This is a genomic window from Saliphagus sp. GCM10025334 (assembly GCF_042663485.1).
In the GTDB taxonomy this organism is placed as follows: Archaea; Halobacteriota; Halobacteria; order Halobacteriales; family Natrialbaceae; genus Natronosalvus.
Window position 1 is genome coordinate 314,451 of record NZ_JBHTAF010000003.1, and the last position, 15,104, is coordinate 329,554.

Here is a 15,104-nt window from a genome sequence, read left to right on the forward strand (position 1 = left end):
GAGTGATCATCGAGTCTCCGTCGAGCCCCACCAAGTCCCCATCGAATCCCCGGCACGACCCTACCTGGCACCCGTCCACCCAGAAATAGACACGTTGACCCACCTCCAGCACAAACCGGACGCTATGCCAGTAACCGACGATGCCACGTTGCGGGAGATTCTCGAGCGGGAGACGATCGCGGTCGTCGGCTGCTCGGGTACGCCCGGAAAGGCGGCCCACGACGTGCCGACCTACTTACACCAGCACGGCTACGACGTGATCCCGGTCAATCCGTACGCCGACGAACTCCTCGGTCGCGAGGCGGTCGACGAACTCGCCGACGTCGATGAGGAGATCGACGTCGTCTGCGTGTTTCGACCCAGTGAGGAGGTTTCGGGTATCGTCGATTCGGCCCTCGAGCGGGCGGACGCCGACGTCATCTGGACCCAGCTAGGAATTGTCGATCAGGACGCCGCCGAGCGAGCCGAAGACGCGGGTCGAACGGTCGTCCAGGACCGGTGTATGAAGGTCGAGCACCGGCGACTGATGGCGTAGTTTCGGGCCGTGTCGGAAACGAGTGGAGTGGACGGACACACGGGAGAACCGAGCGGACAGACGTACGGACGGATCGAGCGGACGGACTGATCCGCGTCGTCTCAGCCTTCCCACTCCTCGAACGAGCGATAGATCCCCTTCGAGAGGTAGCGCTCGCTCGAGTCGGGGAACACCGTGACGACCGACTCGTGGGGGGCGTCGATCTCGCTGCTGGCGATCCCCTCGGCGACGTGTCGCGCGGCGACGCTGGCCGCGCCGGCGCTCGAGGCGACGAGGTGGCCCTCCTCGGCGGCGAGACGTGCGAGTTCGTCGTGGGCCGCCCGGTCGCCGACCGCGAAGACATCGTCGACGAGGTCGGGATCGAACAGTTCGTTCGTCTCGACGTTGTGCGTGCCGATTCCCTCGATCTTGTACTCGCCCTCTTCGCGATCCTCGCCGAGGAATTCGCCGTAGAGGGAGCCCTCTGGTTCGACGGCGGCGACGTAGGTTTCGGAATTTTGTTCACGGATGTAGCGGGCGAGACCCATGAGAGTCCCGGCCGTCCCACAGCCAGCGACGACGGCGCCGACGGACCCGTCGAGGGCCTCGTAGATTTCGGGGGCGGTCGTCTCGTAGTGTGCTTCGGTGTTGAGCGGGTTCGAGAACTGCTGGGGGACGACGGCGTCGTCGAGTTCCTCCGCCAGCTGATGGGCGCGTTCGATCGCCCCGTCCATCCCGTCCGAACTCGGCGTGTTGATGATCTCGGCGCCGAGCGCGGCCATTAACTGCTGTTTCTCGACGCTGAAGCGCTCGGGGACGACGAAAATCGCGTCGAGCCCCAGCTGGCCGGCGGCGACGGCGATGCCGATACCGGTGTTGCCGGCGGTCGGTTCGATGATCGTTCCACCGGGTTCGACGTCGCCACGCTCGAGCATCCGTTCGAGCATGTAGCGGCCGATACGGTCCTTGACGCTTCCCCCCGGGTTGAACGTCTCGAGTTTCGCGTAGATCGGGACGTCGGTCGGTCCCTCGTGGATCCGCACGAGCGGCGTCTCACCGATCGTCTCGAGCACCGAATCCAACGGTCGCTCGTAGGTCGTCATCGTGCTGGCAAATGTTACCCCTGTTGTTAGGTCTTCTCATCACCACTGGCGCCCGCGCCAGTTCGGAGCGCGAACCGCAGAAAAGGAGCGCTGAATCGAAACGTCTGACTCCAGTGGTGACCGATACCGACGACCGGTCGAAGTCGGTCGTTACTCGCTCGGTTGGGTCGGCGCGTCGGTGTCTGCGTCTCCTTCCGCCTCCCCTTCCGTCTGGGTTGATTCCGCCTCGTCGTCGGTTCCCTCCGGGTCGTCGATCGCCGCATCGGCGAGGATCTGCTCGCCGTCGATCCCGTGCTCGTCGGCAATCGCGAGGAGGAGCGCCCGCTGTTCGGTGATGTTGTGGTCAAGTTTCGTCACCGTGTTGTGGGTATCGTCGACTTCCTCCTCGAGGTGGATGATTCGCTGCTGGAGTTCCTGCACCTGGCGATACATAGCTTCCGCGCGATCCGAGAGGCTCTGGATCTTCTTGGCCGTACTGCCGAGTCCCATACCAGCCGATGCGAGCGCCAGCGGGTTGAGTGTTGTCTTCCGTCTCGCGGCGCGTACCCGCTCGTTCTCGCCTCCCAGTTCGCGTGAGGGGTCAGCAATCGCCGCAATTAAACGATCCGCCTTCGATCCCTCGAGCATGTACCCACACCAGCGACCGCCCACGCTCGGGGTCGTTGCGGCGCTCGCGTACGTGTTCGCCGCACTCGCGCCGTACGTCCTCCTCGAGGCCGAGACTGGCGTCCTCGAGGTGTACTACGCCGCCGGGATCGCTGGCCCGAACCTGCTCTCGCTGTTCGCGCTCGTCGCCGTCGTCCTCTTTGCGGCGGGGAGACAGGCCAGGACCGAACCGGACCTGGTCGCCGGCGTGACGCTCGTCCTGGGACTGGTCCTGTTTGCCGTGACGGCCCTCTGGGCCGTTTCGGTCCCCGAAAACGTCGTCTTCGAGCCCGGCGCCGACTGGTTCGTGTACCATCGCTGGCTCACGACCGCGATTTCGGCCGTGATTCCCGCTGCCGCCGTCTGGTACGCTTGGACGCTCGACCTCGTCTGACTCTGCTTCGGTCCGTTCTCACTTCTCCCGAACACGATTCAGCAGGCTGAAAACTATCGTCTCCGTCACAGTCTACCTGTTCTACCAATATTTCGACAGGAAAGCTTATGACGCGCTACTCAGGTTATCGGGTATGGCACGTGACACTCCGGCAGCAGACGACGTACAGCACCACTCCACCCTCCCACACCTCGTGACCATCGTCGGTCGCGGGGTCCCCTCGAATTTCGAAATCACGGTCGACGGCGACCTCGAGATGGTCGACGACGAACCCACCGAGTCGGCCACCGTCGTCTCTGGAGGCGTCGCCGAAGGTGCGGTCGACACCGGTGTCAGGCGATTCCGATTCTCCGGGGAGATGGCGAACGTGCGCGTCGTCGACTGGAACGGAAACACCGCCCCCGAGTCGACGAGCGTCCCGACGGTTCACGTCGACTACGGCGTCACAAACTAATCGTCTCGTTCCTTCGCTCTATTGCGCGACCAGCGACAGCGACGCCGACGGTAACGGCAACAGCGACGGCGAGGGCGGCGGCGACCGCGAGACCTGGCGTAACACACCCAGTCGCCGACCACCGATAACAGCCTCGAGCGGACGCGGTCACGACCGTAACGACTACGTCTCGAGAATTCGTCGCGGTCGGTAACCCGTGTCCGACGCCGACTCGAGCGACACCGATCCGTCGCCCACCATCGACGACGAACTCCTCGCTCGCGCCCGGATCCACGCGCGAGACGTCGACAGCGACGTCGACTGGGATCGCCTCGAGTGGGACGTCTCGGCGCGAGCGAAGCGCCGGGCGGGAGCCTGTCGCTGGCACGCCGACCGCGAGGTGGCGACCATCGTGCTCTCGCGGCGGGCTTACGAGGCCTACGACTGGGAGACCTTCGCCGCGGTCGTTCGTCACGAACTGGTTCACGCCTGGGAGTACCAGCACTTCGGCGAGTCGGGTCACGGCGAGCGATTCCGCCGCGTCGCTGCCGAACTCGAGGCCCCGCGTCACTGCCCCTCGTTTTCGGAGCCGCGGTACGTCCTGCGCTGTCTGAACGACGACTGCGACTGGCGAGCGAGTCGCCACCGTGCGTCGGCCCCGGTGACGACGCCCGAACGGTACCGCTGTGGGAACTGCGGGAGCGATTACGCCGTCGAGCACGCCGAGAGCGGTCGGCGCTGGACGACCGCGAGCGAGTACGGCGGCGCGAAGGCCGCCCTCGGCGACGACTGGTAGCGAGAGGAAACGTGATCTCGAGGGACAATCCGAGGGTTCGAGGCGTCTGCTTGCTGGGAACGCCTGGGATTCAGTGTCTTTTCTCGGTGCTCGAGGTTCGTCGTTCGGTGTCTGATGCTCGTTGTCCGATGCCTAGTGCTCGGTTCTCGGTACTCGACGACCAATCCCGAATACCCTGCACTCGTCGGATCAGGAGGGAATCCCGTACAGTTATCTCCCTGCCGTGGGCGGTCGTCGTATGGACGTCGTCAAGCGCGTACACATCGTGCCCCTCGGCTACGAGTTCGACCGCGTCCTCGAGCCGATTTGCGACCAGCGGGCCGACCTCGTCTACCTCCTCGAGCACCCGACCGACGATCCGGACCGGGTCGTCCCCGACTACCGCGAGGAACTCGTTTCGGACCTCGAGTCGGCCGCAGCCACGGTTCGTCGTCGCGAGTGCGATCTGACGGACGTCTACGCCGTCCTCGGGGAGGTGACGACCCTGGCCGACGAGCACGCGACCGATTCCGTCTCCGTGAACGTCTCCGGCGGCGGCACCATCGCGGCCATCGGCGCGACCATGGCCTGCATGGACGTCTCGACCGACGCGACCGCCTACTACGTCGAACCCGAGGGCTACGCACACGATCCGACGCAGGCACCGATCTCGAACGGGGCCGCGGACGTCTACGGCCTCCCGACATATCCGATCGAGTCGCCCACCCGCGACCAGATCGCGATCATGGGCTTTCTCGCCGATCCCGCGTCCTGGGACGGCTATCACGAGGACCGGACGACGCCACCGAAGAAGAAAGACTGCATCGAGTTCGCCCGGGATGTCGGCCTCTCGTTTATGGCCGATCGCGCCCCGCCGGAGGATCACTCCGGCGGCGAGGACAAAGGTGCCTTTCGCGTCCTCGATACGCACGTTCTGGATCCCCTCGAGACCGACGGCTACGTCGAGATCGAGTCGGTGGGTCGGCGCCGCGTGATCACGCTCACCGAACAGGGCGAAAACGCGTACCGGGCGTTCAAGCACAAACTCGAGTACGCCGAGAACTATCCTGGCGAGTGACGGCGGTTCCCGTCCTCTCCGACTGCTCGACGAGTGACGGTGACTCCCGTCCTCTCCGTCTGCTCGACGAGTCAGCGCGGCGAGTCCGATTCTACTCCTCGGCCCGTCGAGTCACCGCACCCGCGCGGACCCAGGGAGCGGTGATGGCAACGTACCCTGCCGCCCCGCCGACGAGGAGCACGTAGAACGCCCACCTTGGCCAGGCCGTCTCGAGGAAGAGGAGTGCCAGGAAGACCGTCCAGAGGGTGAGAATGGCGAGATCCGCGAGAAGGCGGATCCAGCCGAGGACGAGCGTCCGATACGTTCGCGCGCCGTCGGTCGAGTCGTGTCGTCGTGGTGTGGTGGTCATTGGTAGTGGCTGCTCTCGTGGGCTGGTATGGTGTTGGCGTTGGCTTTGACGTGCGTTCAGAAGTGAAACCCGTGCTGTTCGGTCAGCTGATAGGCCGCGATTCCCCAGACGTAGCTCTGTCCGGGCCACCAGGTTCGGGCGTTGTTGAAGCCCGCGATGAGAACGCTCCCGTCGTCGCCGACCGGATCGGCGTGAAAGCTCACCGACCCGCTGTCGCCGTCGGCCATGTCCGTCTCGTCGCCCCATCGCAACTGGCCGCGTCGACACACCGAGCCGGTGAGACAGGAGACGGCGTCGATCCCCTGGATCTCGCCGCTCGTCTGACCGGTGAGCGCGCCGACCTTCTCGAGGGGTTCGTCGCGGGCGACCAGGTCGGCCAGGCCGTACCGGGTGAACTGCCCCTGAATGTCGTACCGGCGGTCTCCCTCGATCGTGCTGCTCGGTCGGTACGGACCCGTCGATTCGATGGTTACGACGTCCGCAACCGGATAGCTCTCGGTGACCGTTCCGAGTTTCGTTCGTTGGCCGTTCTCGAAGGGGAGCGAGACGGTCGCCCCGCGCGCGTCCTCGACGCCGTCAAACGCGTGGTGGGCGGTCGAGAAGTAGCGGGAGTTGGTCCCAGGCTCGTACAGCGCCGGTCCGAGCGTGGCGATGCTCGTATCGGTCTCACAGGAGATGCCGGCCGGAACGAGCGTCGACGCCGGGTCGCGGGCTCGACGGGGCTCGCGTTTGACGTCGTCCTCGAGTCCGTCGAGGTTTCGAATGGTATCGACGTTGATCGACACGCCGTCGACGGCTCGATCGAGTACCTCGCGAACGGCGTCGGCTTCGACGGATACCTCGACCGTGATCGTCGCGCCACCGTCGTCGTACGTTCCCGGGACGACGGCACTCCCGAGGTAGCCGGTGATCGTCGACTCCGCGAGAAGTTCGTTGAGTTCGAACGCTTTGGAGACGCTCGCGTACCACGACGCCGGCACCGATCGCGTCCGGGTGTCGACGGACCACGGGTCGTCGGGGTCCGTCCGAACGAGGGCCGTGACGACGGGAACCTCGCCGTCCGCCGCAGCGAGGAAGTCGTCGACGCCGAGGAAGCGAGCCAGGCCGAGGCTGTACCCCGCCGCGACGAGCGTCCGGATGAATTCCCGCCGGTCCATGCCGCGAGCGACCCGCTCGCGGAGAGACGCCAGTCGCTGTTCGGTCGACCCGTCGGTATCAGAACTCATCGTGGCTCGAGAGACGAGCGTAGATGGCCCTCCAATGGGGAAAGCTAATTCTCCCGTACAGCGACAGGTCGAGTGCACAGATCGAACAATCCACACTTACCCACTAAATTGGTGTACTTGCGTGATTCCGGGGATACACGTCGAAAGTGTGCAACTGTGGCGGTGGTCACGAGGGTCGATCTTCCGGAACCGACCCCTGTCTCGCCCTCGTCTCGCTGTCGCTTCGCGGCGCTCCCGATCGTTCCGCTCACCTTACTCGCTGACGCGCAGAGTGATCGCCTCGAGGGATGCAGTACGATACGTCGGGAGACTGTCTCGAGGAATGCGATACGGTATCACGAACCTCGTGACCGGGCGAAAGGGAAAACGGTTTTTCCCCCCTCCTCGCAGAATTTGCCATGAACGTTCGTATCGGACCGGGTGCGTCCGACGAGGAGGCGTCGGCGATCGGGACAGCGCTGGCCGAGTACGTCGGGAACGAAGTCGAGGTGTACGTCGGGGACGGGGAGGAACCGGCCGCCGTCGTCTCGCCGCCAGATTCGGCCTCGACCTCGAGTTCGACCGACGGCGACGGCACCACAGGCGCCCCAGCCACCAATCGGGCTGTCGCCACGGCGTCCGACACGGAGGACGACCTCGGCCCGACCGAACGCGAGGAGAAACTCCTCGAGGAAATCGAGGAGATCCTCGAGGGGGGCCACGAGAAGTACAAGGAACAGCTCCCCGAGGAGGGGAAACTGTTCGTTCGCGACCGGATCGACCTCTGGTTCGACGGCGAGAACAGCAAGTTCCTCTTCGAGGACGGGAAGTTCGCGGAGTTCGACGCGGACGACCGCCTCCCCGCGGACGCGCTGATCACGGGCGCAGCCACCTTCGAGGGTCGGGACCTGCACTTCATGGCCAACGACTACACCGTCAAGCGAGGATCGATGGCCGCCAAAGGCGTCGAGAAGTTCCTTCGGATGCAACAGCGCGCACTGAAGACCGGCCAGCCGGTGCTCTACCTGATGGACTCCTCCGGGGGGCGAATTGACCAGCAGACCGGCTTCTTCGCCAATCGCGAGGGGATCGGTAAGTACTACTACAACCACTCGATGCTCTCGGGGCGCGTCCCACAGATCTGCGTCCTCTACGGCCCCTGCATCGCCGGGGCAGCCTACACGCCCGTTTTCGCCGACTTCACCATCATGGTCGAGGGGATGTCCGCGATGGCGATCGCCTCCCCACGGATGGTTCAGATGGTCACCGGTGAGGAGATCAGCATGCAAGAGCTCGGCGGCGCACAGGTTCACGCCAGCGAATCTGGGTCGGCCGACCTGGTCGCCACGGACGAGGAACACGCCCGGGAGCTCGTCGCCCAGCTCGTCACCTACCTGCCCGACAACGCCGACGAGAACCCGCCCCGCAGCGAGCCTCGAGCGCCCGTGAAGTCCCCGGAGGGGATCGACTCCATCGTTCCCCAGCACCCCAATCGGGGCTACGACATGGTCGACGTCATCGAGCGGGTCGTCGACGCGGGCAGTTACTTCGAGCTGAAACCCGACTACGGCAAGGAGATCATCACGGCCTACGCCCGGATCGACGGCCGCCCCGTCGGCATCGTCGCCAACCAGCCAGCCCACCGCGCGGGAGCCATCTTCCCCGACGCCGCCGAGAAGGCCGCCGAGTTCATCTGGAAGTCCGACGCGTTCAACATTCCGCTGTTGTACCTGTGTGACACGCCCGGCTTCATGGCCGGTTCCCAGGTCGAGAAAGACGCCATCCTCGAGAAGGGGAAGAAGTTCATCTACGCCACCTCGTCGGCAACGGTCCCAAAACAGACGGTCATCGTCCGGAAGGCATACGGCGCGGGTATCTACGCGATGGGTGGCCCGGCCTACGATCCCGAGAGCATCATCGGCCTTCCGTCTGGCGAAATCGCCATCATGGGCCCCGAGGCGGCGATAAACGCCGTCTACGCTCGAAAGCTCGCCGAGATCGACGACAAGGACGAGCGTGCTAAGGAGGAAGCCCGCCTCCGCGAGGAGTACCGCGAGGACATCGACATCCACCGCATGGCCAGCGAGGTCGTCGTCGACGAGATCGTCCCCCCGAGTTCGCTCCGTGAAGAACTGGCCAACCGCTTCGCGTTCTACGAGGGCCTCGAGAAGGATCTGCCGAGCAAGAAACACGGGACGATTCTGTGATCCAATAGGCACATTTTGTGAGCCGATAGGCGGTCACTCGACGCGTATTTCGACGCACTCGTCTGCGAGTGGGGGCGACGCCAGCTTGCGAGTCCGGCCGACTACGATTCCTCGAGGCCTGTAGCGTCCGCTTACTCGCCAGTAACTCGAGCGTACACTGTCCTCGAGACTCCATAACAATAGCCGGCTCCGCGGTAGCGGGAGACGCTCTCGCTGGTTCGCGCCGGTTCGATTCCGGCAGGGAGCGTATGTCCACGGACGGCCTCCGCGCTCGGGTCCAGCAGTCTCGTCGCCTTCGACTCGAGACGGCCCGGATGGACGGCCTCGAGACCATCCTCTGGCTGGTGGTCGCCGTTTCGCTCGTCGGCGATGTCGTCACGACGTTCGTCGGCCTCCAGCTCGGCCTCGCGGAGTCCAACCCTGTCGCCCGAGGGGTGATCGATAACTGGGGACTCCTCGGGATGCTCGCGCTCAAGGCGGGCGCCGTTCTCGTCGCGCTCGTCTGCCGGACCGTCCTCGAACGAGGGTACCGACCGATTATCCCGGCGGCGCTGGCGCTGCCGTGGGTGACGGCCGTGGTGCTCAACGTCTACCTGATCACGACAGTCCTCTGAGTGCACGGCGGTCCGAGGGGAGGAGGGCTGTCTCTCACCGACTCGCCTCGAGCGACACCGCCGACCGCCTCTTCGTCGGGTCGTAGTTCGCTCGCGTGATCGTGTACCGCACCGCGTCGGTCGGTTCGTCGACGGCCATCGTCCACCAGTTCCGAAGCCGGCAGTCCCGGCTTCCGCCGAGGCGCTCGACGTACCGATCACACGCGTGCAGGGAGCGCTCGTTGTCCGCCCGGACGAGCACCGAGACGACCTCGAGGTCGAGTTGGTCGAACGCGAGGGTTACGAGCGCGTCGGCCCGCTCGCCCGAGTAGCCCCGGCCCCAGAAGCGCTCGCGGAGCCAGATCCCCAGGTCGCCGGTTCGCTTCGCCCAGTCGACGCCGAGGCCGCAGGTGCCGGCGATTTCGTCGGCCTCGCCCTGGCTGTCCAGCGGTCGAATCACGTAGTCCGCCGACCGCGACTCGTTCCAGGCGTCCTCGCGGTTCTCGAGAAACTCGAGGGTCTCGTTCGGCGTCTCGTGTAGGTCCCAGGGCGTGTACCTCGTCACGTCGTCGATGGCCGGATCCGAGCCACAGATCCGGTAGTACGCGAGGGGGTCGACCGTCTCGCTCGAGAGTCGCTCCAGGCGGAGGCGGTCGGTTTCGATGGCGTCGGGAAAGAGGTGGCTCATCGGCCCCGGTCTGCATCCTCGTCCGTTCGTTCTTCCCGTACCCCCGCGTCGAGTCGCCCTCGAGCCTCGTCCGAAAACGAGACGCCCACGTCCGGCCGATCCTCGCACTCGCGGTACTCCTCCTGGGAGACGCTGTAGCGATACAGGTCGATTGGCTCGCCGTTCTCGACGCGCCAGTTGCGGAGGAGCCCGTCGCGACCGCCGCCGTGGGCCTCGGTGTAGCGTTCGATTGCGCGGTTCGACTTCTCGTTGTCGACCAGCGCCGTGACAGCCACTAGCTCGAGGTCCAGACGCTTGAACGCGAGTTCCATAAACGCGGCTGCGCGCTCGCCGGAGTACCCGCGACCCCAGAAGCGCTTGCGGAACCAGACCCCGAGCGTCATGGTTCGTTTCTCCCAGTCGACCGAGAAGCCGGCGTCGCCGGCGAACTCGCCCGCGCCGTCCTCGCCGTCCCGCAAATAGACGGCGTAGGAGCCGCCGCTCGAGTCGTCCCACTTCTCGCTGACGTACTCGAGGAACTCGAGGGTCTCCTTCGGCGTTCGGTGCGGATCCCAGGTGACGTATTCGGTGACGTCCTCGATACCCGGATCCGACGAGCAGATCTCGTAGAGGTCGAAGAGGTCGTCGGCGTGGGTCTCATCGACGTGGAGCGCCTCGAGACGGAGCCGGTCGGTTTCGATCACCTCGGGAAAGAGCACGGTCATACCGACCGAGACGGACGGAGGGTAAAAAGCACTACCCAGGGTGTGTTAGTCAGTCACAATAGGTGTTGTTGCGCGAGTTCGTCGTCATCGTTCACGAGAGTGTAGCGACAGCAGTCTCGAGGGGATAGGAGAAATCGAGTGGCGAAAGGAGTGGGCGAGGCGGTGGGTTGGCCTCGTTTCCCGGGAACGAGGCGCGACGGGCCGAGACGACGCGCAATGCCGGTCGTGACGTGAAAAGCGTCTTGTAACCGGCATCGGAAGGTGGGTGGCGAGCGAATAAAAACCCAGTGGTCTCGGCAGCGTAGACTACAGTCGCCGATCTCGCAGGGCCGGAAACCGCGACCGGACGTTCGAAACGGCCCCCGCGTCGACGTCAGCCATCACCAGGGCCGGGTCGTCCCCGCTCGAGGCCAGTACCGTCCCCCAGGGGTCGTAGACGGTCGACCGTCCGAGCAGCGTGGCCTCCTCGAACGACCCCGACCCGTTGATCGTCGCCACGTAACACTGGTTCTCGATCGCTCGCGCTCGAGATAGCGTCTGCCAGTGCTCGAGACGTGGGTACGGCCACGCGCTCGGCACCAGGATCAACTCGACGCCCTGGTCGACCAGCCGTCGGTACAGTTCCGGGAACCGCAGGTCGTAGCACGTGCTCACGCCGACGGTGAGCCCGCAAACCGTCGCCGTGTCGATGGCCTCGCCAGGGACGAGGAGTTCGGTTTCGGCGGACTCGTACCCGAACAGGTGGTGTTTCCGGTAGATCAGTTCGAGGTCGCCCGACGAGGAGAGCAGCGCCGTGGTGTTCGCGTATCCCTCGTCGGCGGGCGTCTCCACCGACTCGGTTGCCGCGAGGTCCTCGACGAAGCTGCCCGTGAGAACGGCGACGTCGTTCTCGACGGCGGCGTCGCGAAGTCGGCCCAGGGTCTCCCCCTCGAGCGGTTCGGCGCTGCGCGCGTACAGGTCGAACTCGAAGTACCCTACCGTGAAGAGTTCGGGGAGAGCGACGAGGTCGGCGCCACGAGCGGCCGCTCGTTCGATTGCCTCGACCGCCCGGTCGCGGTTGCCCTCGAGGTCGCCGGCCTCGACGGCCAGTTGAGCGAGTGCGAGAGAGATGCCCTCGTCTCCGTCTTCACCCACGTCCTCGTTCTCGTCTACGTCCCCGTTCTCACCCTTGCGCCCGGCCGTTCCGTGCTCGTCTGTCGTCGCCTCCGCCGCCGCGTCGGTATTTTCGGTCATGGTGGTGTGTGAGTCCGTTGTGTGTGTCTCATTTGTCGTACCCGTGACCCGCCCGTCGGCGTCCCGGTCACTCGACCTCGCGCTCGAGTTCGCGCTGCAGGTTCTCGAGTTCACCGTCGAGGTTGCGCTTGAAGAAGCGTTCGACGCCCGGCAGGTGACCGTCGACGACGAAGGTATTGTCGACGCGGCTTCCCCCGTCGTCCGTCTCGGTGATCTCGTGTTCGCCCGTGACGTCGAGCAGTTTCGACCGGCCGACGAACTTGACGTACTCCGGCGGGCGCCTGATGACGTCCTCGGTGTCGACGCTGACCGTTCGCGTCACCAGCGGAAGCGGAACCTCGACGTGCCAGGTCGCCCGTCGGCCGTCGGGGTCGTCCGTCGTGAAGTCTTTGACGACGCTAATCGCCCGAGCGCGCTTCTCCGGATCGGCGATGAACGCCCAGACGCGCTCGGGTGGTGCCTGCAACTCGAACGACCGATCGATCCGGACAGTCATACTCCTTTGTCGGTGGGTAACTGGTAAAAAGACGGTGAATCGAGCGAACCATCGTTCACGCACGTGTCGATCGGTTGGCCGACGGGCGACACACTCCCCGAGTGTGTCGGTGGTTCGGCCGTGCCGCCGTGTGGCCGTGTGGCCGTTCGATCCGAGACCGAGCGGTTAGCTCATCGTGACCTTCCAGGTCGTCGAGCGCGCGCGGCCCCACTTCTCGATGTCGATGTCCTCGGTCTTCTCGGCGAGGTGGGGGAGGCGGACGCCGACCTGTTTCGAAGAGAGACCGATCGCTTTGGCGATATTTTTCGCACGGAAGTACTGCTCGCCGCGGGCGGCGCTCTCACGGAGGTACGAGATTATCCGCTGCTCTTCGTCGGAGTAGTCCGTCATCGTCCGTATGTAAGATAGGTCGTCTGTGGCCTTAACTCTTGAGAGGGGTTTCAGCCGATGGGAGTCGAAGAGAACCGCCGTCAGTCGTCCGCTCTCCATCGTCTGTCTCGAGCAGCATGCGGTCAGTGCCAGTAGAAGTGCATGCCGACGATCGCGAGCGCGCTGAACGTGACGGCTGCGGCGAAGCCCCAGGCCGCATGGATCTCCGGTGCCGTCGTGAGCATCACGAGTGCGCTGAGGATCGCAACGGCGCCGAACACCAGCCCCACTCCCACCCCCTTGTCGGTCGTCTGCGTGTGGTCTGCCATGCTGACGCGTTGTGTGGGGGCCTCCTTAATTGCATTCATTCGTCAGCGACTCCATCCGTTCGCGTCGAGATTACCGTCTTCTAGGCGGGCCAGCGCGTCCGTTCGCAGGCGCCTCGAGCGACGACGAAGCCGCCGATACCTATTCCAGACAATCCCGCACGTTTACAGTCTCGAGGTTCCAACGGATCTCACGACGAACGCATGGTACTTCAGACACTCCGATCACTCTTTCTCGGGAGCGCGATCCGAATCGTGGGAACCCTCGTTCTCGCCGTCGCCGTCACCATTGGCGGCGCGTTCGGTGCGGGGGTGCTCGGCGTCCCCGCGCTCAAGTCGATGGACAACGAGTTCGGCGACGTCGACGACGAACGAACCGAAATCCTGACCGACCTGACGATTCACAATCCGAACCCGATCGGCCTGGGTTCCGCCGATGTCGACGCACGGTACGACGTCAGGATGAACGGCGTCGAGATGGCCAACGGGAGCGGCGAGGACATCACCGTCCAGCCGGGCACGTCGACGGAATCGCTCCGGACCAAGATGCGAAACGAACGCATTCCCGACTGGTGGGTCACCCACATCGAAAACGGCGAGCAGACCCACGTCGAGATCGATGCGACCATCTCGAGCGGCCTCGTCGGCCGGTCGACCGAGGTAACGAACGAGCAGACCGTCGAGACGGACCTCCTCTCGGCGTTCAACTCCGAGGAGACTCGACCGATCGAGGCCAACCGGGCGTTCGTCGAGGATCCAATCCTCTACGTCAACGCCACGCGAGGCCAGTGGGCCGGCGTCGACCAGCAACACACGGAGCTCCGGCTCGAGTTCGACGTCTACAACCCCAAGAGCTACGCGATCCCGACGAGCCAGCTCGGCTACGAGATCACGATGAACGACGTGACCGTTGGCCTCGGCGAGAGCGACCGCGAGTACGTCCTCCCGCCCGGTGAGGAGACGACGATCGTGACGACGACGCGCATCGAGAACGAGAACCTCGACGACTGGTGGGTCACCCACATCGAGAACGACCAGGTCTCGGATCTCCGGATCGAGTTCGATGCCACCTTCGAACTGGCCTCCGGCACGACGATCACGATTCCCCTCGAGTCGATGACCTACGAGGAGACGATGGAGACTGACATCTGGGGGAACGATGAGGCCAGTGACGGAAGCGACGACGGCAGTGAGCCGGACTCGAGTGCGGACGCGGAAAACGAAACGGACTCGAGTGCGGGCGAGGACGACGAGGCGGAGTCTGGTGGCGGTGGGGACAACGAGTCAGACGACGGAACCGAGGACGGGGCAGACGACGAGACTGGGGACGGGAGCGGCGACGAAACAGACGATCAAGACGGGACCGACAGTGACGACGATAGCGACGACGAAGGAGACGACGACGGCCTCCTTGGTATCTGACCGGCGACAGGGTTTTGGTACCGGCACCTGTACACCCCGCCATGCAACGGAGTCAAACCGCTCCTGATCGCGTTCTTCTCGCATAGTTCATCGACCAGCGACGGTCGAGACGATCACGAACACGCTCGATCCATCGACGATTCGATCCCCGTTCGCGTTCGTTCCGGCGACGGCGGCGGCATCACGCTGGACCTCGAGCACGCCTCCCACGACCTCACTCGCGAGGAGGCCCTGGCGGTCCAGTCGGCAATCGGCGACGCGTTGACCGACCGCCACGAGTACGTCCACACCGCCGGCACCCGGCGCGAGGACGGCACCTACGTGGTCTCCCGGCGCGGAGCCGACTCGACGGGGAACCAGCAGGTGTTCGAGTCATTCGAGGTGCTCGAGTCCCTGTACGCCGACCTTCCGAACCAGTTCGACGCCGACGCGGTCGGACGCCAGGGGACGAAAATCACGGGCTCGAGGCGCCACATGCTGGTACGCCACTTCGTCGAGCATCCGGCGTTCGAGTGCCGACTCGTGAGTCGACGGCCGCTCGAGGTGGTGAAACGGTAAAACGGTAGTTGT

Annotated in this window: 20 protein-coding genes; 9 read left to right on the forward strand and 11 right to left on the reverse strand. The window is 64.9% G+C overall.

Features of this window, described 5'->3' with window-relative positions:
* Nucleotides 1-124 precede the first annotated feature (124 nt).
* A complete protein-coding gene (locus tag ACFQO4_RS13745) occupies nt 125-535 on the forward strand; it encodes a CoA-binding protein (protein WP_500261454.1) in 411 nt (136 codons plus the stop codon).
* Between the two features lie 101 nt (nt 536-636).
* On the opposite strand, the gene ACFQO4_RS13750 is transcribed toward ACFQO4_RS13745, so the two are convergent.
* Entirely contained in the window at nt 637-1,617 is a 981-nt protein-coding gene (locus tag ACFQO4_RS13750; protein WP_500261455.1) for a PLP-dependent cysteine synthase family protein, read from the reverse strand.
* A 150-nt stretch (nt 1,618-1,767) separates the two neighbouring features.
* Nucleotides 1,768-2,106: a DUF5798 family protein gene (locus ACFQO4_RS13755; protein ID WP_500261456.1), complete on the reverse strand. Its 339-nt coding sequence runs from the start codon at nt 2,104-2,106 to the stop codon at nt 1,768-1,770.
* Between the two features lie 136 nt (nt 2,107-2,242).
* Here ACFQO4_RS13755 and ACFQO4_RS13760 point away from each other — a divergent pair, with 136 nt between their 5' ends.
* The 4 genes from ACFQO4_RS13760 (at nt 2,243) to ACFQO4_RS13775 (ending at nt 4,942) form a co-directional block, all read left to right on the forward strand.
* Complete coding sequence (locus ACFQO4_RS13760; protein WP_500261457.1) at nt 2,243-2,656, forward strand: DUF7548 family protein; 414 nt, start codon at nt 2,243-2,245, stop codon at nt 2,654-2,656.
* Nucleotides 2,657-2,789: 133 nt separating this feature from the next.
* Nucleotides 2,790-3,110 (forward strand): hypothetical protein, encoded by a 321-nt coding sequence (locus ACFQO4_RS13765; protein ID WP_500261458.1) that lies wholly within the window; start codon nt 2,790-2,792, stop codon nt 3,108-3,110.
* 196 nt (nt 3,111-3,306) lie between these two features.
* The gene (locus ACFQO4_RS13770; protein ID WP_500261459.1) at nt 3,307-3,885 is read left to right on the forward strand and encodes a SprT family zinc-dependent metalloprotease; all 579 of its coding nucleotides are present in this window, start codon (nt 3,307-3,309) and stop codon (nt 3,883-3,885) included.
* Nucleotides 3,886-4,123: 238 nt separating this feature from the next.
* The gene (locus tag ACFQO4_RS13775) at nt 4,124-4,942 is read left to right on the forward strand and encodes an HFX_2341 family transcriptional regulator domain-containing protein (protein WP_500261460.1); all 819 of its coding nucleotides are present in this window, start codon (nt 4,124-4,126) and stop codon (nt 4,940-4,942) included.
* A gap of 91 nt (nt 4,943-5,033) precedes the next feature.
* Here the strand turns inward: ACFQO4_RS13775 and ACFQO4_RS13780 are convergent, their stop codons facing one another.
* The gene (locus ACFQO4_RS13780; protein WP_500261461.1) at nt 5,034-5,291 is read right to left on the reverse strand and encodes a DUF8119 family protein; all 258 of its coding nucleotides are present in this window, start codon (nt 5,289-5,291) and stop codon (nt 5,034-5,036) included.
* A 56-nt stretch (nt 5,292-5,347) separates the two neighbouring features.
* A complete protein-coding gene (locus ACFQO4_RS13785; RefSeq protein ID WP_500261462.1) occupies nt 5,348-6,517 on the reverse strand; it encodes a hypothetical protein in 1,170 nt (389 codons plus the stop codon).
* Between the two features lie 398 nt (nt 6,518-6,915).
* On the opposite strand from ACFQO4_RS13785, the gene ACFQO4_RS13790 reads away from it, so the two are divergent.
* Both ACFQO4_RS13790 and ACFQO4_RS13795 read left to right on the forward strand, forming a co-directional pair.
* Nucleotides 6,916-8,703, forward strand: a complete 1,788-nt coding sequence (locus tag ACFQO4_RS13790) for an acyl-CoA carboxylase subunit beta (protein ID WP_500261463.1) — start codon at nt 6,916-6,918, stop codon at nt 8,701-8,703.
* Nucleotides 8,704-9,017: 314 nt separating this feature from the next.
* Nucleotides 9,018-9,317 (forward strand): DUF5658 family protein, encoded by a 300-nt coding sequence (locus tag ACFQO4_RS13795; protein ID WP_500261840.1) that lies wholly within the window; start codon nt 9,018-9,020, stop codon nt 9,315-9,317.
* A gap of 34 nt (nt 9,318-9,351) precedes the next feature.
* On the opposite strand, the gene ACFQO4_RS13800 is transcribed toward ACFQO4_RS13795, so the two are convergent.
* The 6 genes from ACFQO4_RS13800 to ACFQO4_RS13825 all read right to left on the reverse strand — a co-directional run bounded on the left by ACFQO4_RS13800 (nt 9,352) and on the right by ACFQO4_RS13825 (nt 13,115).
* Nucleotides 9,352-9,984, reverse strand: coding sequence for a GNAT family N-acetyltransferase (locus tag ACFQO4_RS13800; RefSeq protein ID WP_500261464.1), 633 nt, complete (start codon nt 9,982-9,984; stop codon nt 9,352-9,354).
* Complete coding sequence (locus tag ACFQO4_RS13805; RefSeq protein ID WP_500261465.1) at nt 9,981-10,688, reverse strand: GNAT family N-acetyltransferase; 708 nt, start codon at nt 10,686-10,688, stop codon at nt 9,981-9,983. The genes ACFQO4_RS13800 and ACFQO4_RS13805 overlap by 4 nt, the downstream gene beginning before the upstream one ends.
* A gap of 306 nt (nt 10,689-10,994) precedes the next feature.
* On the reverse strand, nt 10,995-11,921 hold the full coding sequence (locus tag ACFQO4_RS13810) for a carbon-nitrogen family hydrolase (RefSeq protein WP_500261466.1): 927 nt from the start codon (nt 11,919-11,921) through the stop codon (nt 10,995-10,997).
* 67 nt (nt 11,922-11,988) lie between these two features.
* On the reverse strand, nt 11,989-12,417 hold the full coding sequence (locus ACFQO4_RS13815) for an SRPBCC family protein (RefSeq protein WP_500261467.1): 429 nt from the start codon (nt 12,415-12,417) through the stop codon (nt 11,989-11,991).
* A gap of 165 nt (nt 12,418-12,582) precedes the next feature.
* A complete protein-coding gene (locus ACFQO4_RS13820) occupies nt 12,583-12,807 on the reverse strand; it encodes a DUF7123 family protein (protein WP_253437200.1) in 225 nt (74 codons plus the stop codon).
* 122 nt (nt 12,808-12,929) lie between these two features.
* Complete coding sequence (locus ACFQO4_RS13825) at nt 12,930-13,115, reverse strand: DUF7525 family protein (RefSeq protein ID WP_253437202.1); 186 nt, start codon at nt 13,113-13,115, stop codon at nt 12,930-12,932.
* A 201-nt stretch (nt 13,116-13,316) separates the two neighbouring features.
* Here ACFQO4_RS13825 and ACFQO4_RS13830 point away from each other — a divergent pair, with 201 nt between their 5' ends.
* A complete protein-coding gene (locus ACFQO4_RS13830) occupies nt 13,317-14,534 on the forward strand; it encodes an LEA/WHy family protein (protein WP_500261468.1) in 1,218 nt (405 codons plus the stop codon).
* 87 nt (nt 14,535-14,621) lie between these two features.
* Here the strand turns inward: ACFQO4_RS13830 and ACFQO4_RS13835 are convergent, their stop codons facing one another.
* Nucleotides 14,622-14,810 (reverse strand): hypothetical protein, encoded by a 189-nt coding sequence (locus ACFQO4_RS13835; protein WP_500261469.1) that lies wholly within the window; start codon nt 14,808-14,810, stop codon nt 14,622-14,624.
* Between ACFQO4_RS13835 and ACFQO4_RS13840 the strand changes: the two genes are divergently transcribed.
* Nucleotides 14,796-15,092 (forward strand): DUF7528 family protein, encoded by a 297-nt coding sequence (locus ACFQO4_RS13840; protein ID WP_500261470.1) that lies wholly within the window; start codon nt 14,796-14,798, stop codon nt 15,090-15,092. The genes ACFQO4_RS13835 and ACFQO4_RS13840 overlap by 15 nt on opposite strands.
* Nucleotides 15,093-15,104 lie beyond the last annotated feature (12 nt).